The 19,895-nt window shown below is 68.4% G+C and carries 20 protein-coding genes; 3 read left to right on the forward strand and 17 right to left on the reverse strand.

Going from position 1 to position 19,895, the window contains the following annotated elements:
• Positions 1-13: 13 nt before the first annotated feature.
• From G9C83_RS04585 to G9C83_RS04650, 14 genes are all read right to left on the reverse strand, one after another.
• Complete coding sequence (locus tag G9C83_RS04585; protein WP_167244927.1) at positions 14-1,498, reverse strand: NADH-quinone oxidoreductase subunit N; 1,485 nt, start codon at positions 1,496-1,498, stop codon at positions 14-16.
• Positions 1,498-3,048 (reverse strand): NuoM family protein, encoded by a 1,551-nt coding sequence (locus G9C83_RS04590; RefSeq protein ID WP_167244928.1) that lies wholly within the window; start codon positions 3,046-3,048, stop codon positions 1,498-1,500. The genes G9C83_RS04585 and G9C83_RS04590 overlap by 1 nt, the downstream gene beginning before the upstream one ends.
• Positions 3,049-5,127, reverse strand: a complete 2,079-nt coding sequence (gene nuoL, locus G9C83_RS04595; RefSeq protein WP_167244929.1) for an NADH-quinone oxidoreductase subunit L — start codon at positions 5,125-5,127, stop codon at positions 3,049-3,051.
• Position 5,128: 1 nt separating this feature from the next.
• Positions 5,129-5,434: an NADH-quinone oxidoreductase subunit NuoK gene (gene nuoK / locus G9C83_RS04600; protein WP_167244930.1), complete on the reverse strand. Its 306-nt coding sequence runs from the start codon at positions 5,432-5,434 to the stop codon at positions 5,129-5,131.
• A complete protein-coding gene (locus tag G9C83_RS04605; RefSeq protein ID WP_167244931.1) occupies positions 5,434-5,748 on the reverse strand; it encodes a proton-conducting membrane transporter in 315 nt (104 codons plus the stop codon). The genes nuoK and G9C83_RS04605 overlap by 1 nt, the downstream gene beginning before the upstream one ends.
• Positions 5,745-6,014: an NADH-quinone oxidoreductase subunit J gene (locus G9C83_RS04610; RefSeq protein WP_167244932.1), complete on the reverse strand. Its 270-nt coding sequence runs from the start codon at positions 6,012-6,014 to the stop codon at positions 5,745-5,747. The genes G9C83_RS04605 and G9C83_RS04610 overlap by 4 nt, the downstream gene beginning before the upstream one ends.
• Before the next feature lie 58 nt (positions 6,015-6,072).
• Positions 6,073-6,534 (reverse strand): NADH-quinone oxidoreductase subunit I, encoded by a 462-nt coding sequence (locus G9C83_RS04615; RefSeq protein WP_167244933.1) that lies wholly within the window; start codon positions 6,532-6,534, stop codon positions 6,073-6,075.
• The gene (locus G9C83_RS04620; RefSeq protein ID WP_167244934.1) at positions 6,531-7,583 is read right to left on the reverse strand and encodes an NADH-quinone oxidoreductase subunit H; all 1,053 of its coding nucleotides are present in this window, start codon (positions 7,581-7,583) and stop codon (positions 6,531-6,533) included. Before G9C83_RS04620 ends, G9C83_RS04615 begins: the two co-directional genes overlap by 4 nt.
• Positions 7,584-9,260, reverse strand: coding sequence for an NADH-quinone oxidoreductase subunit D (locus G9C83_RS04625; protein WP_167244935.1), 1,677 nt, complete (start codon positions 9,258-9,260; stop codon positions 7,584-7,586). It lies immediately after the preceding gene.
• Positions 9,257-9,964 carry an NADH-quinone oxidoreductase subunit B gene (locus tag G9C83_RS04630; protein WP_167244936.1) on the reverse strand — a complete coding sequence of 236 codons (708 nt, stop codon included), beginning with the start codon at positions 9,962-9,964 and terminating at the stop codon, positions 9,257-9,259. The genes G9C83_RS04625 and G9C83_RS04630 overlap by 4 nt, the downstream gene beginning before the upstream one ends.
• Positions 9,957-10,358, reverse strand: coding sequence for an NADH-quinone oxidoreductase subunit A (locus G9C83_RS04635; protein ID WP_167244937.1), 402 nt, complete (start codon positions 10,356-10,358; stop codon positions 9,957-9,959). The genes G9C83_RS04630 and G9C83_RS04635 overlap by 8 nt, the downstream gene beginning before the upstream one ends.
• Positions 10,359-10,491: 133 nt before the next feature.
• Positions 10,492-11,103, reverse strand: a complete 612-nt coding sequence (gene purE, locus G9C83_RS04640; RefSeq protein WP_167244938.1) for a 5-(carboxyamino)imidazole ribonucleotide mutase — start codon at positions 11,101-11,103, stop codon at positions 10,492-10,494.
• Positions 11,100-12,308: a 5-(carboxyamino)imidazole ribonucleotide synthase gene (locus G9C83_RS04645; RefSeq protein ID WP_347877787.1), complete on the reverse strand. Its 1,209-nt coding sequence runs from the start codon at positions 12,306-12,308 to the stop codon at positions 11,100-11,102. Before G9C83_RS04645 ends, purE begins: the two co-directional genes overlap by 4 nt.
• Positions 12,309-12,320: 12 nt before the next feature.
• Positions 12,321-14,033: a flippase activity-associated protein Agl23 gene (locus G9C83_RS04650; RefSeq protein WP_167244940.1), complete on the reverse strand. Its 1,713-nt coding sequence runs from the start codon at positions 14,031-14,033 to the stop codon at positions 12,321-12,323.
• Positions 14,034-14,131: 98 nt separating this feature from the next.
• On the opposite strand from G9C83_RS04650, the gene ribH reads away from it, so the two are divergent.
• The gene (ribH, locus tag G9C83_RS04655) at positions 14,132-14,533 is read left to right on the forward strand and encodes a 6,7-dimethyl-8-ribityllumazine synthase (RefSeq protein WP_167244941.1); all 402 of its coding nucleotides are present in this window, start codon (positions 14,132-14,134) and stop codon (positions 14,531-14,533) included.
• Positions 14,534-14,535: 2 nt separating this feature from the next.
• Complete coding sequence (locus G9C83_RS04660; protein WP_167244942.1) at positions 14,536-15,678, forward strand: pyridoxal phosphate-dependent aminotransferase; 1,143 nt, start codon at positions 14,536-14,538, stop codon at positions 15,676-15,678.
• A 126-nt stretch (positions 15,679-15,804) separates the two neighbouring features.
• Here the strand turns inward: G9C83_RS04660 and G9C83_RS04665 are convergent, their stop codons facing one another.
• The 3 genes from G9C83_RS04665 to G9C83_RS15910 all read right to left on the reverse strand — a co-directional run bounded on the left by G9C83_RS04665 (position 15,805) and on the right by G9C83_RS15910 (position 19,318).
• Positions 15,805-17,058, reverse strand: coding sequence for a Glu/Leu/Phe/Val dehydrogenase (locus G9C83_RS04665; RefSeq protein WP_167244943.1), 1,254 nt, complete (start codon positions 17,056-17,058; stop codon positions 15,805-15,807).
• 70 nt (positions 17,059-17,128) lie between these two features.
• Positions 17,129-17,986 carry a CoA ester lyase gene (locus G9C83_RS04670; RefSeq protein ID WP_167244944.1) on the reverse strand — a complete coding sequence of 286 codons (858 nt, stop codon included), beginning with the start codon at positions 17,984-17,986 and terminating at the stop codon, positions 17,129-17,131.
• A gap of 30 nt (positions 17,987-18,016) precedes the next feature.
• Positions 18,017-19,318 (reverse strand): PGF-CTERM sorting domain-containing protein, encoded by a 1,302-nt coding sequence (locus G9C83_RS15910; RefSeq protein WP_208288417.1) that lies wholly within the window; start codon positions 19,316-19,318, stop codon positions 18,017-18,019.
• A 111-nt stretch (positions 19,319-19,429) separates the two neighbouring features.
• Here G9C83_RS15910 and G9C83_RS04680 point away from each other — a divergent pair, with 111 nt between their 5' ends.
• A complete protein-coding gene (locus G9C83_RS04680) occupies positions 19,430-19,894 on the forward strand; it encodes a MaoC family dehydratase (protein ID WP_167244945.1) in 465 nt (154 codons plus the stop codon).
• The last annotated feature ends 1 nt before the right edge of the window (position 19,895 follow it).

Below are 19,895 nucleotides of genomic sequence, written 5' to 3' on the forward strand. Positions count from 1 at the left end.
GCTGTCCCGCCCGCTACAGCGCGAACAGGACGTCGGCGGCGTGGACCGCGGTCTGCGCGACCGGGTCGAACGCCACCAGCAGGACGACCGTCGCGACCGCCGCCGCGACGACGGCGGTGTAGAGGCCGGTCGGCGTCCCGCGCAGCGTCAGGTCGTCGCTCGGATCCTCGATCCAGATGGCTTTGACGACCCGCGAGTAGTAGTACAGCGACAGCGCGCTGTTGATGGCCGCGATGGCCGCGAGCCACGCGAAGCCGGCCTGGACGGTCCCCGCGAACAGCAGGTACTTCGAGAGGAACCCGCCGCCGACCGGGAGGCCGGCGAGGCTGAACATGAACACGGTCATCGCGACACACGCCACGGGGGCGCGGGTCGCGAGGCCGTTGTAGTCCTCGAACGTCCGGCCGACGTCCCAGTACTCGACGAGCGCGACGAACAGGAACGCGCCCGTGTTCATGAAGCCGTAGACGAGCAGGTGGGTCATCGACGCGCCGAGCACCCACGAGTTCGCGTCGGTCGCGCCGCTCTGGAGCGCCGCGAGCCCCATCAGGACGTAGCCCGCGTGGCCGATGGAGGAGTACGCGAGCATCCGCTTGACCTCGTCCTGGGTGGCGGCCGCGAAGTTACCGAGCGTCATCGTCAGCACCGCCAGCACCGCGAACAGCAGCGACCAGTCGATGGCCACCGCCGCGATCACCTCCAGCGGGAACGCGGTCGTGAACACGCGGAACGCGACCGCGAACCCGGCGGCCTTCGACGCCGACGACAGGAACGCGCTGATCGGCGCGGGCGCGCCCTCGTAGGCCTCCGGCGCCCAGAAGTGGAACGGCACGGAGGCGGTCTTGAACGCGAACCCGCCGGCGACCATCAGTACGCCGAGGCCGAGCACGCCGCCGAACTCGTTGCCGGCGATGGAGGCCGCGATGTCCTCCAGCAGGAGCGTGCCCGTGGTCGCGTACACGAGGCTGATACCGTACGCCAGCACCGCCGAGGACAGCGCGCCGATGAGGAAGTACTTCAGGCCGGCTTCGACGCTGCCGCGGTCGGTCTTCAGGAACGACACGAGCGCGTACGACGGGAGGCTGGAGAGCTCCAGCGCGACGAACGCGGTCACGAGGCTGTTGGCCGACGCCATCAGCGCCATGCCGGTCGCCGCGAGCATCACCAGCGAGTAGTACTCCGCGACGTGCTCCTCGTCCTTGACGTAGTCGTAGCTCGCGACGACCACGAGCGTGGCGACGCTGCCGACGATGAACGCGAAGAACAGGCTCATCGCGTCCACGACGAGCGCGCCGTCGAACTGCACGTAGCGGTAGTCGCCGGTGCCCGACGCGAGGAACCACGCGGCCACGCCTGCCGCGGTGGCGGCGCCGAGCGCGCTCACGCCCGCGAGCAGGCCGTTCTTCCGCACGTCGGGCGCGACGATGTCGATGCCGAACAGCACGATGGCCGTCGCCGCGAGCACCAGCTGGGGCGTCAGCGGCGGCATCTCCACCATCAGAGCTCACCTCCGGTGAGGAAGGCGGTTGCCTCCGGCAGCTGCTCGACCATCGGGTTGACCGCGTCCTGAATCATTCCGTAGAACACCTCGGGAACCGTCCCGAGCACGACGACCAGCACCACCAGCACGACGATGGCGACCGCGTCGTGGGGCGCCGCGGGCACGATGTCGTAGTCCGTGTCCGCGCCGAACGGCCCGAAGAGGACGCGCTGCATCGCGAACAGCAGGTAGCCCGCGACGATGACGATGCCGAACATCGCCAGCGCCGTGAACAGCTGGGCGTACGGGAACGTCGCCTGAATCCCGCCGAGGAAGATGAACAGCTCGCCCGCGAAGCCCGCCATCAGCGGCAGGCCCATGTAGCCGAACGCGGCGGCGACGAACACCGCCGCGGTCACCGGCATCTTGTCCGCGATACCGGAGAGGTCGCCGACCATGCGCGTGTGGGCGACGTTGTAGATGACGCCGACACACATGAACATCAGCCCCGAGATGAGGCCGTGGGCGACCATCTGGAAGGTCGCGCCGCCGAGCCCGTAGTGGTTGTACGCCACGAGCCCGAGCAGCACGTACCCCATCGAGGACACCGAGGAGTACGCGACGATGCGCTTGAGGTCCTGCTGGGCGAGCGCGAGCATCGCGCCGTAGATGACCGACACGACGGCGACGGCGGCGATGAGCACCGCGAAGTCCCGCGCGACGCCCGGCAGCAGCGTGAAGTTGAACCGCAGCAGCGCGTACGTCCCCATCTTCAGGAGCACCCCGGCCAGCATCACGGACGCCGGCGTCGGGGCCTGCACGTGGGCGTCCGGCAGCCACGTGTGCAGGGGGACCATCGGGACCTTCACCGCGAACCCGATGAACATCGCGAAGAACGCGACGACCTTCAGCGTCTCCGCGCCGAGGCCGTACGTCGTCTGGAAGTTACCGGCTTCGAGCGCCGCGGCGACCGTCGGCAGGTCCATCGACTGGATCGGGAGCGCGAACACGAGCGCCACGAACCCGATGAACATCAGGAGGCTGGCGACGTTCGTGTACACGAAGAACTTGATCGCGGCGTACTTCCGCCGCGGGCCGCCCCAGATGCCGATGAGGAAGTACATCGGCACGAGGACGAACTCCCAGAACACGAACCAGACGAAGAAGTCCAGCGCGGTGAACACGCCGAGCAGGCTCCCCAGCATGAACAGCATCAGGGAGTAGAACTGGCTCTGGCGCTCCTGGATCGGCGTCCACGCGCTCAGGATGGCCAGCGACGTCAGCAGCGTCGACAGCACGACCAGCGGCATGCTGATGCCGTCGAGGCCGACGTGCCAGTTGAGCGCGTACGGACCGACGCTGATCCACCGCGCGGTCGTCTCGAACGCGAGCGACCCGCTCTCGAAGAGCGCGTTGCCGCTCCCGTCGAACTGCGCGTACATCCAGAGGCTCCCCGCGGTGGGGAGCAGGCTCAGGGCGAACGCCAGCTTGCCCGCGATTCGGTCGGGCGCGAGCATGACGGCGAACGCCGAGAGGAACGTGACGGCGATGAGTGCTTCAATCAACATTCAGAACCACCCCCCAAGGAGGCCGAAGGCCACCAGGAGCACGACCAGGCTCAGCGACAGCAGGAACGCGTAGTGCGTCACGAGGCCGTCCTGGATCCGCTTGATGCGGCCGCCGGCGAACAGGCTCACGCTGCTGACGCCGTTGACGACGCCGTCGATGATGCCCTGGTCGAACGTGTCGGCGGCGCGGGCGAGCGGCAGCGTGACGCTCTCCGCGAGCCACACCTGGTACTCGTCCTGGTAGTAGTTGTTGTACAGCACGGTCTTCGCGCCGCCGAGCTTCTCGGTGTGCTCGGTCGGCGAGTCGACGTTGTACAGCGCCCACGCGAGGCCGGCGCCGCCGAACGCGAGCGCCAGCGAGACGGCGGCCGGAATCAGCGCGCCGATGTCGGCCGCGTGGTAGCCGGAGAAGTCCTCCAGCAGGTGGTGGTAGTGCTCGTACCCGAGGTTCGCGAACTGACTGCTCTCGGGGATCACCAGCCACTGGTGGAGGTAGTCGATGTGGAGGCCCGTGAGTTCGGCGACCGGCGCCATGTTCACGAGGCCGATGACGGTCGCGAGGATGCCGAGCACGACGAGCGGGAGCTTGACGTTCCAGCGCACGCCGTGGGGGTCGCGGGCGGTGTCGCTGCGGGCGTCGCCGTGGAAGGTGAGGAACACCATCCGGAACGTGTAGAAGCCCGTGAAGAACACCGCGAGCAGCCCCATCGCCCAGCCGGCGAGCAGGATCTGGTTGCCGCCGACGCCGTAGATGAGCGCCTCGTAGAGGATCTCGTCTTTCGACCAGAAGCCCGAGAACGGCACGATGCCGGCCAGCGCGAGGCTGCCGGCGAGGAACGTGTAGTAGGTCACGGGCATCTTCTCCTTGAGGCCGCCCATGTCCCACATGTCCTCGTTGTGATGCATCGCGATGATGACCGACCCGGCGCCGAGGAACAGCAGCGCCTTGAAGAACGCGTGGGTCATCAGGTGGAAGGTCGCGGCGATGTAGCCGCCGGTGCCGAGCCCGAGCATCATGTAGCCGTACTGGCTGATCGTCGAGTACGCCAGCACCTGCTTGAGCTCGTCTTTCACGACGCCCATCGACGCGGCGAACAGCGCGGTGAACCCGCCGATCAGCGCGATGATCGCGAGGACGGTCGGGAGCAGCGCGTAGAAGCCGTACATGCGCGCGACGAGGTAGACGCCGGCCGCCACCATCGTCGCGGCGTGGATGAGCGCGGAGACGGGCGTCGGGCCCTCCATCGCGTCCGGCAGCCACGTGTGCAGCGGGAACTGCGCGGACTTCCCGACGACGCCGCCGAGCACGAGCAGCCCGAGAATCGCGAACCACGTCTGGGCGCCCAGGCCGACCACGTCGAGGAAGCTCCCGACCTGCTCGGGCATCGATCCCTCGCCGCCCGCCGCGGCGAGCGCCTGCTCGGCGAGGTGCGGGAAGCTCTCGACGCCGTCACCGACCGCGACGAAGCGCGCGGTGCCGAACGTCGCGAGGACGCCGACGACGCCGATGAGGAAGAAGTAGTCCCCGAAGCGCGTCACGAGGAACGCCTTCTTCGCGGCGCTCGGCGGGCCGGGCTCGCGGAAGTGGAACCCGATGAGCAGGAACGAGCAGAGCCCGACCAGCTCGAAGAACATGAACGCCATCAGGAGGTTGTCCGCGACGACGAACGACAGCATCGAGAACGTGAACAGGCCGAGGCCGGCGTAGTACCGCGGGAGGCCGGTCTCGCCCTCATCGTTCATGTACCCGAGGCTGAACACGTGCACGAGGACGGCGACCAGGGAGACGATGACCAGCATCATCGCGGACAGCGGGTCCACGAGGATGCCGAAGTGCAGACTGAACGTCTCCTGACCGACGACCCACGTGTAGATGTCCTGCGCGTAGTAGTCGCCGCCGCTGACCGTCAGGAACGCCCAGAGGGACAACAGCAGCGACCCGGCGGTCGCGAGGATGCCGGGAATCGCGCCGCCCTTCGGCAGCAGGCGGGGCGCGAAGTGGCCAACGAGCAGCGCCACGAGGAACGCGGCGAACGGCAGCAGCGGAATCGCGGGCGTGAAGTCCATTGCTCCTACCATCTTACCACCTCATCGTCGTGGCGTTCCGCACGTCGACTTCGTCGAAGTTACGGTACAACACGAGCACGATGCCGAGGCCGATCGCGACCTCGGCGGCCGCCAGCGCCATCACGAACAGGCTGAACACCTGGCCCGTGACGTTGCCGTAGAAGTGCGAGAACGCCACGAGGTTGATGTTCGCGGCGTTCAGCATCAGCTCGACGCTGATGAGGAACATGAGCGCGTTCTCGCGCGTGAGGATGCCGAACACGCCCGTGCAGAACACGGCCGCGGACAGCAGGAGGTAGTACTCGACGGCGACCGCCATTACTCGCCGTCACCTCCTTCGGAGTCGCGGGTCGCCAGCAGCACGGACCCTTCGAGGGCCGCGTCCAGCAGCAGCGCGACGATGATGAACGCGGCGAGGAACCCCTCGCTGCCGGCGGTGTTCTCGCCAGCGACGTCCAGCAGCCCCATCAGCGCGTAGCCGATCGAGGCCGTGATGTTCACGTCCGCGCCGAACCCGACGGCGCCCCCGAACCCGGCGTTGAGGAACACCGCCGCGAACACGACGAACAGCGCCACCGCGACGATGCCCGTCACGAACGTCGACGGGTCGCGGAGCTGCGGTCGCGTCGTCATATGTTGGTCACCTCGCCGATACCTCCCGTTTGACGCGTGAGCATCACTGCGAACGTGATGAGGATGAGGACGCCGCCGACGTAGACGAGAATCTGCATCGCGGCGACGAACTCCGCCTGTAACATCACGTAGTGCACGGCGAAGCTCATCAGTGAGCCGCCGAGCAGCAGCGCGGAGTGCCACACGTCCCGCACCAGGACAGCGCCGAGACTGCACGCTACTGTGAGCAGCGCGAACAGTCCGAACGCGATTGTTGCTGTCGTCATTTCAGTCACCTTGTGGTTCGCAAATACGCCCTTTGTAGGTTTCGAGACGGGCGCGCGACTACTGGTAGTCGACCTCGCCTTCGCCTTCGCCGACCCACGCGCCCCTGTCGGGCTCGCGGGACGCCAGCGGGTCGAGGTCGTTGTACCACGGCACGTTCTTCAGCTGTTCTTTGTTGAACACGAGGTCGTGTTTCGTGTCCCCGGTGAACTCGAAGTTCTCCGTGAGGAGGATCGCGTCCACCGGACAGACCTCCTCGCAGAGCCGGCAGTAGATGCACTGGCCGACGTGGAGGTTGTACTGCTCGCCGTTGCGCTGCTTGTCCGTGACGATCTGGATGGTGTCGTTCGGGCAGACGTTCTCGCACTGGCGACACCAGATGCAGCGCTCCTGGCTGAACTTGTGGATTCCGCGGAAGCGCGGGCTGACTTCGGGCGCTTCCTCCGGGTACTCGACGGTGAACGTGTCGCCGTCGAGTGCGTGTTTCATCGTCGTTGCCATCCCTTTGAGTAGTCCAATCATAGTCCGGTCACCCCGAGGATTACCGCAGTGAGCACGAGATTAGCGAACGAAAGGACCAGCAGGCCCTTCCAGCCGATCTCGATGATCTGGTCGATGCGCACGCGCGGGACCGCCGAGCGGCACCACTGCGTGAAGATGAACACCGCCCAGATCTTGATCGTGAACCAGACGAACCCGGGGAGGAACGGCCCCGAGGGCCCGCCGAGGAACAGCGTCGTCGCGATGGCGCCGCCGAGGAAGATGTGGATGAACTCCCCGAGGTAGAACAGCACGAAGTACACCGAGGAGTACTCCGTCTGGTAGCCGCCGACGATCTCGGTCGGCGCCTCGGGCGTGTCGAACGGGTTCCGCCCGATCTCGGCGAGGTTCGCGATCATGAACAGCACGAACGCGAACGGGTTCACGAACGCGAACCACGCCGGAATCCGGATGCCGGCGACGGTCACCAGTTCCGCGGTCTGGACCGCGACGATCTCGCTCATCTGCAGCGACCCCGTGAACAGCACGACGGAGGCCGCGGTGACGACGAGCGGGATCTCGTAGGCGATGTTCTGCGCGACGGCGCGCAGGCCGCCGAGGAGGCTGTACTTGTTGTTCGACGCGTACCCGCCCATCAGGAGGCCGAGGCTCGCGATCGACGCGATCGCGAACACGAACACGAGTCCGGTCTCGGGGTCCGCGAGGTGGATGCCGCTGCCCATCGGAATCACGGCGAACGCGAGCAGCGCCGACCCCGCGAGCACGAGCGGCGCGATGTCGAACGCGGGCCTGTCGGCCTCCTCGGGGATGATGAGTTCCTTCGAGAGCAGGCGGACGGCGTCGACGATGATGGTCCCGAGCCCCATCGGGCCGATGCGGTTGACGGAGATGCGGTCGGTGAACGCCGCGGTGATCTTCCGCTTCGCCCACGGGCCCGCGAACGCCGTCATCGTCAGCATGATGGTGCCGACGAGCGCGGCCGCCAGCAGCATCGACAGCAGCTCCCCGGCGAGCCCGCCGATGCCCAGGATGTCGTTGATGGTGTCCGGGAGCGGCGTTGCGGTCGACATCTATCGGTCCACCTCCCCGAGAATCACGTCGAGGCTGCCCAGCGTCGCGATGAGGTCGGGGACGTACTCCCCGGTGGACATCTCCTTGAGCGCGGAGAGGTTGCTGAACGCCGGGCTGCGGATCTTGAAGCGCCCGGGCTTGTCGGTGCCGTCGGCGCGGATGTAGATGCCGAGTTCGCCCTTCGCGCCCTCGACGGAGCGGTAGGTCTCCTTGCCGGCCTCCGGCTTGAGGGTGCGGGGGACGTTGGCCTGAATCTCGCGGTCGTCCTCCGGCCAGTCCTCCAGCAGGTCGACGCACTGCTCGATGATGCGGGCGGACTCCTCGATCTCCCGCATGCGGACGAGCAGGCGAGCGAAGTTGTCGCCCCCGTCCTCCGTGACGACGTCCCACTCCAGCTCCTCGTAGTAGCCGTAGGGGTCGTCGCGCCGGATGTCGTAGTCGATGCCGGAGCCGCGGGCGACCGGGCCCGTGACGCCGTAGTCCTTCGCGACTTCGGGGGCGAGGTAGCCGGTGTCGACGCACCGCGACTGGAAGATCTCGTTGGACGTGATGAGGTCGTGGTACTCGTCGAGCTTCGCCGGGAGGTCGTCGAGGAAGTCCCGGACGTTCTCGAAGAACTCCTCGCGGGGCTCGGGGACGTCCCAGACGACCCCGCCCAGCCGGAGGTAGTTGAACATCATCCGCTGGCCGGTGAGGTCCTCCAGGAGGTTCTGGACGATCTCCCGGTCCCGCATCCCGTACATGAAGATGGCGGTGAAGTCGCCGTAGAGGTCCAGCGCGAACGTCGCGGTGGCGAGCAGGTGGCAGGCGATGCGGCAGAGCTCCGAGCCCATCGTCCGGAGCACCTGCGCGTACTCGGGCACCTCGATGTCCGCGAGGTCCTCGGCGGCGCGCGCGTACGCCCACTCGTTGATGATGCCGCCCGGGCCGTAGTCCCAGCGGTCCGGATACGGCATGATCTGGTAGCGGTACGTGCCGTTCTGGGCCATCTGCTCCTCGCAGCGGTGGAGGTAGCCGATGTCGGGGTTGACGTCCGCGACCGTCTCGCCGTCCAGCACCGTCTCGACGTGGAGGACGCCGTGCGTGGCGGGGTGGTGGGGGCCGATGTTGAGGAACATCGTGTCCGAGTCCTCGCCGCCGCGGTAGTCCTCCTCTAGGGGATTCTTGTTCTCGTCGAACGTGACGATCTGGGGCTTGTTCTGGTTGTAGTCCTGCCCGAGCGGGTGGCCCTGCCACGTCTCCGGGAGCAGGATGCGTTCGAGGTTCGGGTGGTCCTCGTACTGGACGCCGACGAGGTCGTAGGCCTCCCGCTCGTGCCAGTCGGCCGTGCGGAACACCGGTTCGGCGCTCTCGCTGACCGGGTTCTCGCGGGGCGTCGGCACGACGACGCTGACCTCGTTGGTCGGGTCGTCGTACTGTTTGAGGTGGTAGATGCTCTCGAAGCGGTCCTCGTGCTCTTCGGCGGTGAGACACGAGAGGTGGTCGAACCCGGCGTCGTCCTTCAGCGTCTGGAGGACGTCCTGGACGGCGTCCGCGCGGACGACGTACGCGGGCGCGTTCAGGTGGTCCTCGCGGTCGAGGACGTGGTCGCCGAGCAGGTCCGCGATGGCGTCGCCGTCGACGTCGCCGGCCTCCGTCGTCGGCGGCTGGACGTTGCGTTTGTCGTACGTGCTCATGGTGAATCAGCCCAGTTGTAGCGCATGACGAGGGTCTCCTCGTCGATCTCGTCGGCGAGCTCCTGGACGAACTCGTCGCGGTCGAGGTCGCCGAACTCCTCGAGCTCGTAGGGTTTCACCGTCACCGGCGCCGCTTCGCCGTTGGCGATGCGCTCCTGGAGCTTCGCGACGCCGTAGACGAGCGCCTCCGGCCGCGGCGGGCAGCCCGGAATCTGGATGTCGACCGGGATGACCTCCTCGGCGCCCTTCACGACGTTGTACCCCTCCTGGAACGGGCCGCCGGAGGCCGTGCAGTTGCCCATGCCGACGACGAACTTCGGCTCGGGCATCTGGTCGTAGACGCGCTTCATGCGCGGGGCGAACTTCGAGACGATGGTCCCCGGCACGATGATGACGTCGGCCTGCCGCGGCGACGCGCGGGGGACGCCCGCGTGGAAGCGGTCGAGGTCGTGCTTGACCGAGTACGTGTGCATCATCTCGATGCTGCAGCACGCGATACCGAACTGCAGCATGAACATGCTCGACCCCCGGACCCAGTTCATGAACTTGTCGAACTTCGTGAGGATGAACGGCGTCGAGCCGAACGCCTCCCGGAGCTTCGAGTTGAACCGGCTGTCGACGCCCTCCCCCATTCGGGCGTCGCGGGTCTCGGTTAGCGGCTCGCTGGCTCCCGTAATGCTGTCGCGTGGTTGGTCACTACTCATGTGTTTTTGCTTGGTACCGCGGTGCCCGCACCCACTGGACGACGCCCTTCCGCCACGCCCACGCGAGCCCGACGACGAGCACGCCGATGAAGACGAGCATCGGCAGCAGCGCGCGAGTCAGGCCGGCGGACTGGACGGCGTCCTGGTAGATAACGGTCCACGGGAAGATGAGAACGGTTTCGATGTCGAACACGAGGAACAGCAGCGCGACCATGTAGTACTGGATGTTGAACTGGACGCGCGCGTTCTTCGTGGGAACTTCGCCACTCTCGTAGGTGGCTCGCTTCCCTTGTTCGGGTACGGTCGGGCGCAGTAGCGAGGACACCATCATCATCGAGACCGGGATGAGGATGCCCACGAGCGCCAACATACCGATGGCGATCCATGGATTCATAGGAGTGTCTCCGTGACGAGCGAGAGTTTGGACCGCACGCCCATAAACGTTGATTTATGCTCGCACGCCCGCACGCGCTGAAATTCCCGAGTTTCAGCCCGACTACGGCAATCGCGGTCGCGGAGGTGAGCGCCTACTCTCGGGTAGCGCGGAACCCCGGCGTCCCGCGTTCGTGGAGTTCGCGAGAGACGCCGGCGACGCCGTCGCTCTGCTCGGCGTGGAGGTCCCGGAGCCGCTGGGCGAGGTCGTCGTCGCTGGTCGCGAGGAACTGCGCGGCCGAGAGGCCGGCGTTGTAGGACTTCCCGGCGTCGACGGCCGTGATCGGCGCACCGGTGGGCATCCCGATGACGGAGTCGACGGACTTCTCCTGGACGGGGACGCCGACGACCGGAATCGGGTACGCCAACGAGGCGGTCATGTTCGGGAGGTCCGCGGACTTCCCGCCGGCGCCGGCGACGATGACGTCGAGGCCGCGGTCGGCGGCGGTCTGCGCGTACGCGTACATGAGGTCCGGCGTCCGGTGGGCGGAGACGACCCACGACTCGAAGGAGTACCCCGACGGCGGGTCGTCGTAGTCGGTGACTTCTTCGAAGCCGAGGTCGGTGAGCGCGTCGTGAGCGCCCGCCATCACGTCGAGGTCGCTGTCGCTGCCCATGACGATGCCCACGTCCGGGGTCTCCTCGCTGGGGCGGTCGCGGTCGGCTTCCGATTCGAACAGGTCGACGAGGTCTTGGACTGTGGTCATTGGTCTGGAGTGAAGGAGAGCGCGTCGCGGGCGGCACGCGCACGCATCAGGAGTTCGCCGCGGTCGTCGCCGCCGACGGTGACGTGCCCCATCTTCCGGAGCGGCCGCACGTCGCGCTTGCCGTACCAGTGGAGCGCGACGCGGTCGTCGCGGAGCGCGCTCGGCACGCCGTCCAGCTCGGCGGGGCGCTCCTCGGCGTCCGGGTCGCCGAGCACGTTCGCCATCACGGTCGGCTGGCGGAGCCCTGTGTCCCCGAGCGGGAGCCCGCAGAGCGCGCGGGCGAACTGCTCGAACTGCGAGGTGTGACAGCCCTCGATGGTGTAGTGCCCGGAGTTGTGCGGCCGTGGCGCCACCTCGTTGACGAGAATTCGGCCGTCGGCCTCGAACAGCTCGACGCCGAAGACGCCGCGGCCGTCGAGTGCGTCGAGGACGTCCCGGGCCACTTCGGTCGCCTCCTCGCGGACGCTCTCGCCGGTGCGCGCGGGCACCACGGACTCGCGGAGAATCTCGGCCTCGTGGACGTTCTCCGCGACGGGGAACGTCGCCGTCTCGCCGTCGCCGCTGGCGGCGATGACCGACAGCTCCCGGTCGAAGTCGACGAGCTCCTCGGCGACCATGTCCCCGATGCCGTCGAACGTCTCCCGGGCCTCCGCGACCGATTCGACGGGCGCGTTCCCGCGGCCGTCGTAGCCGCCGGTGCGCATCTTCAACATCAGCGGCCGACCGAGGTCGTCGAACGCGGCTTCGAGGCCGTCGGCGTCGTCGACCGCGCGGAACGCCGGCACCGGGATGTCGGCGTCGGCGTACGCGCGGTCCTGCACGAGCTTGTCCTGGATCGTCTCCAGCGTCCTCGGGGAGGGGTGGACGGGCACGCCGGTCTCCTCGCTGACGTCGGCGAGCGCCGCGGGGTCCGCGAGCTCGATCTCGTACGTGAGTACGTCCGCGCGTTCGGCGAGCTCGCGGACGGCCTCGTCGTCGTCGAACTCGGCGACGATCTGGTCGGCGGCCGGCGGGCACGCCGGGCAGTCCGGCGTGGGGTCGAGGACGACGACCTCGACGCCCAGCGGGCTCGCGGCCTCGGCGAGCATCCGGCCGAGCTGGCCGCCGCCGACGACCCCGACTGTCGCTCCGGGAACGGGTACCGTCATCACCCGCGACTTCCGCCTACACCTGCATAAGAATTGCCGAACTCGACCGCCTCGTATCCACGTTCGTGGTCAATCCGTGGCGGGTTCGGCGAACCCCTCGGCCTCGGTGTCCACGAACACGACGACGACCGTGTTCCGCGCGGTGAGCTCGTACGTCCACCCCTCGTACTCGTCGCCGAGCTGCTCCCGGACGTCCTCGTAGTGTTCCGCTCGCGTTATCACGACCGGCGCGTCCGTCGTCGCGACGCTGACCGTGTCGTTCTCGGCGGCCGTTTCGGGCGCGGTGAGCCGCGTCGTCGAGTCTGTCACCGCGCCCGCGCGCTCGGTGTACCACGGCAGCGGCAGCCGATTGAACCAGTCCGTCCCCGAGACGCTCGCCGGGTCGGTGGGGTCGTAGTCGGTCGCGACGTGGAAGTGGCTCCCGTAGTAGAGCACGTCGGTGCCGTCGTTCGCGGGCGCGATTCGCTCGACGCGGTCGAGCGTCGCCCGCATGTCGCTGCCCGGCTGGCCGAACTGTACGAGCTCGTTGTCCTGGTCCTGGGGCATCAGGTACGACGTCTCCGCCGTGACCGCGCCCATCTGCGCGACCGCCGCGAGCAGCACGAGCGCGGCGAGCGCGACGCCCACGCGGTCGTCGCTCCGGTAGGCCGAGCGGCCGCGGTCCGCGACGACGCGCACGCCGACCGCTGCGGGAACCGCCATCGGGACGACCGCGTGCACGACCGACCAGTGCCCGGAGATGTCCGTCACGGCGGGGTAGACGATGACGGATGCGATCGCCCAGTAGGCCGCGAACAGCACGAAGTCACGGGGCTCGTCGGCGACGTAGCGCTCCGCGAGGAAGCCGACGACGGCGGCCGCGACGAGCATCAGCGACGCCGCGCCGAGCGTCCGCACCGCGTCCACGAGGAACGCGACGTAGCTGTGCTCGCGGGAGACGCTGCCGCTCGTGCCCCACGTCCCCCAGAACTCCCCCCACGCGCCGGCCGTGCCCGCCGCAATCACTTCGGGGAGCCGCGTCGGATCTCCGAACGCAGCGTAAAACTCCGGTCGCGGCGCGTAGAAGACGACGGTGACGACGAGGAACGCGAGCGCGCCGCCCGCGACGGCGCGCCGCCACGCGAGCAGGCCGCTGCCCACGCTACGGATGCTGTCGTGGAGTTCGCTCTCCCACGACGCGCTGCGCTCGCGGGCCGTGAACAGCCGCTCGTCGAGGAGGAGCGCGCTCGCACCGGCGAACATCCCGACGTAGACGAGCGCGTTCTCCTTCGTGGTGAACGCCAGCCCGAGCACCGCGCCCGCGGCGACGAGGTAGCCGCCGCGGCGGGTGTCGAGCGCGCGCACCGCGAGCCCGAGCGCCGCGAGGCTGAACGCCGCGACGAGCACGTCGTTGCGCATGAACCGCGAGTAGTAGACGAGCACGGGGTTGAGCGCGAGCAGGGCGGCCAGCGCGGCGACTTCCACGTCGTCGAGGCGCGTGCGGAACAGCCACGCCGTCGCGGGCAGCAGGCCGCCGACGAGCGCGACCGGCGCGCGGGCCACGGCGTCACTGGCGCCGAAGACGCCGAACAGCCACTCGTCGACGTGGAAGAGGAACGGGCCGTGGACGATGGCGCGGTACGACCACTCGCCGGACGCGGCGTACTGGAGCACCCAGTAGCCGACGCGCGCCTCGTCCCAGTGGAAGATTCGGTCGCCGAGCGCGACGAACCGCAGCGCGAGCGCGAGCAACACCGCGGCGGCGACGGCTGCGGCGACCCGGCGGCGTCCGTGGGAGGGCATCTCGTTCGCCAAACGGAACGGGGTGCATACAAACCTGTGGGTTCGCGGGAACAGCCCGGAACGGTAGGCCTTTATCCGCCCCGGGAGTGCCAACGAACATGGTAGCGCTCGGGCTCGTCGTTGCGGAGTTCAACCGCAGCGTCACCGAACAGATGGAGTCGGCCGCCCGCGAGACGGCCGCCGACGCGGGCGCCGACGTCGTCGACGTGGTGTCCGTGCCAGGGGCGTACGACGCCCCGCTGGCCGCCGACCGGCTCGCGCGCCGCGACGACGTCGACGCCGTCGCGGTCGTCGGCGCCATCGTCACGGGCGACACCGACCACGACCAGGTCATCGCGCACGCGACCGCCCAGAAGCTCACCGACGTCAGCCTCGACCGCGACACGCCGGTCGCGTTCGGCGTGGCGGGGCCGGGGATGTCGGGGGCGGAGGCGCGCGAACGCGTCGAGAAGGGAGCGGAAGCGGTAGACAGTGCGATTCACCTCGCGGAGGAACTCTAAACATGGACTTCACCGACAGGGTACGACGAGTGGAACCGAGCGCGACGCTCGCGGTCAGCAACCTCGCGAACGAACTCGAAGCCGAGGGCGCGGACGTCATCGACCTCTCGGTCGGCGAACCCGACTTCGACACGCCGCAGAACGTCAAGGACGCCGCCGAGGAGGCGCTGGAAGCCGGCGAGACGGGGTACACGTCCTCGAACGGCATCCCGGCGCTCCGGGAGGCCGTCGCGGCGAAGCTCCGGGACGACGGCATCGACTACGAGGCCGGCAACGTCATCGTGACGCCGGGCGCGAAGCAGGCGCTGTTCGAGACGTTCCAGGCGCTCGCCGACGACGGCGACGAGGTCGTGCTGCTGGACCCGGCGTGGGTGTCCTACGAGGCGATGGCGAAGATCGCCGGCGCGGAGCTCTCCCGCGTGGACCTCGCGCCCCACGACTTCCAGCTGGAGCCGGCGCTCGACGACCTCGAAGCCACCGTCTCCGACGACACGGAGCTGCTGGTCGTGAACTCGCCGAGCAACCCCTCGGGGTCGGTGTACTCCCGGGAGGCGATGGAGGCCGTCCGCGACCTCGCCGTCGAGCACGACGTGACGGTCATCTCGGACGAGATCTACCAGCACATCAACTACGGCCGCGAGCACGTCAGCCTCGCCGCCCTCGACGGGATGTTCGAGCGCACCGTCACCATCAACGGCTTCTCGAAGGCGTACGCGATGACGGGCTGGCGGCTGGGCTATCTCGCGGGGCCCGAGGAGCTGATCGACCAGGCGGGGAAGGTCCACTCCCACTCCGTCTCGTCGGCGACGAACTTCGTCCAGCACGCGGGCGTCGAAGCCCTCCAGAACACCGACGAGTCCGTCGAGGAGATGGTCGAGGCGTTCGAATCCCGTAAAGAGCGCCTGCTCGAACTGTTCGCCGAGCACGGCACGGACGTCCCCGAGCCGGACGGCGCGTTCTACGTGATGGTGCCCGTCGACGAGGACGACGAGCAGTGGTGCAAGGACGCGCTCCGCGACGCCAACGTCGCGACCGTCCCGGGGAGCGCGTTCGGCACGCCGGGCTACGCGCGCATCTCGTACGCGGCGAGCACCGAGCGGCTCGAAGAAGCCGTCGAGCGCCTCGCCGACGAAGGCTACCTGTAGCCCGCTCTGGTTCTCAGTTCTCGTCGACGCTGCCCTCGCGGGCAGCCGCGTCCCCGTCGACGACGGTCGAAGTGTACGTCTGCAGAGGAGAACGGAGGATGTCGGGTCGTGGCGTTCGTCAGTCCGTTACGGCCACGTGCCGCTGCCCTCGTAGGCGTCGACGACGCGCCGGACGGCGACGACGTACGCGGCGGTGCGGAGGTTCGGGACGTCGCTGTCCTCGTAAGCGTCGATCATCGCGTCGAAGGCGTCCGTGATGACCGCCTCCAGCTCCTCGTTGACGCGCTGTTCGGTCCACTGGAAGCGCTGGCGGTTCTGCACCCACTCGAAGTACGAGACGGTGACGCCGCCCGCGTTCGCGAGGATGTCCGGGACGACGTGGACGTTCTTCTCGGTGAGCACGTCGTCGGCGTCCGGCGTGAGCGGACCGTTCGCGGCCTCGACGACGACGTCGGCCTGGACGTCCTCGGCGAGGTCGGCGTCGATCGCGTTCTCCAGGGCGGCGGGTACGAGCAGGTCGACGTCGAGCGTGAGCAGGTCGTCGTTGCCGAACTCCTCGGCGGCGCCGTCGTAGCCGGCGACGCTGCCGGTGTCGCGCTTGAAGTCCTTGACGTGGCGCGTGTCGAACCCCTCGGGGTCGTAGATGGCGCCCGAGGAGTCCGAGACGGCGACGACGTCCGCGCCGAGGTCCTCGATGAGGTTGGCCGCCACGGAGCCCGCGTTCCCGTACCCCTGCACGGCGACAGTCGCGTCCGCCAGGTCCTTGCCGAGGTAGTCGAACACCTCGCGCGCGGCGAACATCGTCGAGCGCCCGGTCGCCTCGACGCGGCCCTTGCTGCCGCCGTTCTCCAGCGCCTTCCCCGTGATGACGCCCGGCGCAGTGGTGTTCTCGAGGGTCTCGTAGGTGTCTTTGATCCAGTTCATCTCCCGCTGGCCCGTGTTCACGTCGGGCGCGGGCACGTCCTTGTCCTCGCCGATGAGCGGGCGGATCTCCGCCGCGAACGACCGCGTGATGCGTTCGAGCTCGCTCTCGGAGTAGTCGCTGGGGTCCAGTTCGATGCCGCCCTTCCCGCCGCCGTACGGGATGTCGACGACGGCGGTCTTGTACACCATCCAGCCCGAGAGCGCCTTCACCTCGGCGCGGTCGACGCCCGGGTGGTAGCGGATGCCGCCCTTGTACGGCCCGCGGTCGCCGTTGAACTGCGACCGGTAGGCGTTGAACGTCTCGACGGAGCCGTCGTCCATCTCCACGGAGAGGGTCATTTCCAGCACTCGCTCGGGTTGTTTGAGGCGTTCGAGGACGTCGTCCCGGACGTCGAGGTGCTCGCTCGCGTCGTCGAGCTGCTCCTGTAGGCTCTCGAACGGGTTGGTTTCGGCCATTAGTGGAGTCGTCTCCGTCGCTCAGCAAAAGCGTGGCGGAACCCTTATCATGATATGCCCGTCGGCGCCGTCAATCGTTACTGTCCGCGGCGCGCGCTCGCGCCAGTATCCGCTCGGCCTGCGCGACCAGCGGCGCGTCCACCATCTCGCCGTCCACGCGGAACACGCCGCGACCCTCCTCGTCGGCTTCTTCTCTCGCTGTCAGCACGCGCTCGGCCCACTCGACGTCCTCGGCGGCGGGCGTGAACGCGTCGTTGACGACTGGGACCTGCCCCGGGTGTATCGCCATCTTCCCGTCGTAGCCGAGCTGCGCGGCGAACGCGGTCTCCTCGGCGAGCCCCTCGGTGTCCTCGATGTCCGTGTACACCGTGTCTATCGCGTCCACGCCCGCTGCTGCCGCGGCGAGCACGACCTCCTCGCGCGCGTGGAGAACCTCTAACCCCTCGTCGGTCCGCGTCGCACCGACGTCCGCGGAGAGGTCCTCCGCGCCGAACAGGAGCGCGTCCGTCGGCCCGGCGTCCGCGATCTCCTCGGCGTGCAGGACGCCGCGCGCGGACTCCACGAGCGCCAGCACCGGTACGTCGTAGCCGCGCTCGTCGAGCAGTCGGCCGAGCGTGTCCACGTTCTCCGCGGAGCGCGCCTTCGGGAGCATCACCGCGTCCAGCCGCGGGTTCTCGCCCGCGATCACGGTCTCTACGTCGGCGCCTGCGCCCGCTCCAACCGGGTTCACGCGCACGCAGACCTCGCAGCCCGGGTCGAACTCTGGGCCCGAGAGCACCGACTGGACCGCCGTCCGCGCCTCCGTCTTCTGCGCCGGCGCCACCGCGTCCTCGAGGTCGAAGACGACGACGTCGGCGCCCGTCCCCGGCGCCTTCCTGAGTAACTCCGGCCGGTCGCCCGGTGAGAACAGCACGCTGCGTCGAGCCATGCCGGGGGGTCGCCCCGGCCGCTTGTATGTCTATCGGCGCACGAGCAGCGCGGCCGCGGCGGCGAGCGCGACGACAGCCGCAACCGTGCCGAATCCGGGCGACTCCGACGGCGTCGAGTTCGCCGTGGTCGCCGGCGCGTCGGTCTGCGTCTGCGTCGGCGTCGGTTCCGCCGTCTCCGTCGCTGTCGGCTCCGCCGTCGCGGTGGCGGTCGTCGTGGTCTCCTCGGTCACGTCCAGCGACGCGGTCACCGCCCCGCCGTCGGTCTGCGGGTTGACGTCGATGCCGACCGAGTAGTCGCCCGCGTCGGGGTTCTGGACGCCCTCGTAGACGACCACGACCTGGTCGCCCTCCTGGAGTTCGTAGTCCCCGTCGAACCCGAACGTCAGCGTCTCGCCGTCGTCGCTCCCGCTGACCTCGCCGAGCGACGCCGCGTACGTCTGGTCGACCGTAGTGTTCGCCGCGTCGTCACCGCGGTCGATGCCGACCGTGACGACGTCGCCCTGGTCGACGTTGCTCACGTCGGTTCCGGTCCCGCTGTAGTTGACTTCGAGCCCGGTCCACGAGGAGTCGCCCAGCTCGGCGTCGACGACGGCTATCGCCGCGTGCGTCGCCGTCTCGTTCGCGGTGTCGGGGCTCGCGCCCACGTACGGCTGGCCGCCTCGCACGAGGCTCACGCCCGAGTCCGAGCCAAACGTCGCGTCGTCAGCGTCGTCCTGCGTGGTTGCGGTCGTGGTCGCCGTGGTCTGCGTAGTGGTCTGGGCCGCAGTCGTCGTGGTCGGCGTCTGCGTGGTGGTCGCTGTCGTGGTCGTCGTGGTGTCCGACTCGATGGACAGCGTCGCGGTGTCGGTCTCGTCGGCGCTCTGGTAGTTCGCGTGTAGCGTCACGTCGTAGTCACCTGCACTCGGGTTCTGGGCGTTCCCGTAGACGACGACGAGTTCGTCGTTCTGCTGGAGGTTGTAGTTGCCGCCGAGGCCGACGTCCAGCGTGTGGCCGTTGTTGTCGGCGCTGACGCTGCTGAGGTCGTCGGAGACGTTGACGTCGATTGTGTCGCCGGGCGAATCGTCACCACGGTCGATGCCAATCTTCGTGACGTCGTTCTGCCCGACGTTGCTCACGTCGGTCGCCTGGTACTCGACCTGGAAGCTCGACCACGACCCACCGACGGCGTTCCCGTCGACGACCACGCTCGCGGTGTGCTCCGCGGTCTCTCCGGGGCTGTTCGGTGAGGCCGTTATCGAGCCAGCCGATGCTGCTGTCGTCACGCCCGCGAAAACCGCGGCCGTGACGACGACGGCTGCCAGTGCCCCTGCACGCAGGTACTGTCCTGACATGTCCGGGTCGACTCACGGAGACGGAAAAACGGTGGTGGCCGAACACCGTCCTAAAAGCCTGACGGCCGCGATTTCGGCGGATTTAAGGATGACGGCCGCGGGCTCTCGTCCATGGCGGGACGCTACTACGAGGAACTCGAGGTCGGCGAGACCATCGAGCACGACAAGCGCCGCACCGTCTCCGAGGCGGACAACCAGCAGTTCTGCGACATGACGATGAACCAGCAGCCGCTGCACCTCGACGCCGAGTTCGCCGCCGACACCCAGTTCGGCGAGCGAATCGTCAACGGCCTCTACACGCTCAGCCTCGCGGTCGGCCTCACCATCCCGGACACCACCGACGGCACCATCGTCGCGAACCTCTCGTACGACGACGTCGAGCACCCGTCGCCCGTGTTCCACGGCGACACTATCCGCGCGCAGTCGACGGTCGCGGACAAGCGCGAGACCAGCGACGGCGAGCGCGGCGTCGTCACGTTCCACGTCGAGGCGTTCGCGGTCAACCGCGACGACGAACTCGTCTGCGAGTTCGACCGCACCGCGCTCCACCACAAGCGCGAGTACGCCGAAGACTGAC

This window comes from Halobacterium sp. R2-5, from assembly GCF_011734195.1.
In the GTDB taxonomy this organism is placed as follows: domain Archaea; phylum Halobacteriota; class Halobacteria; order Halobacteriales; family Halobacteriaceae; genus Halobacterium.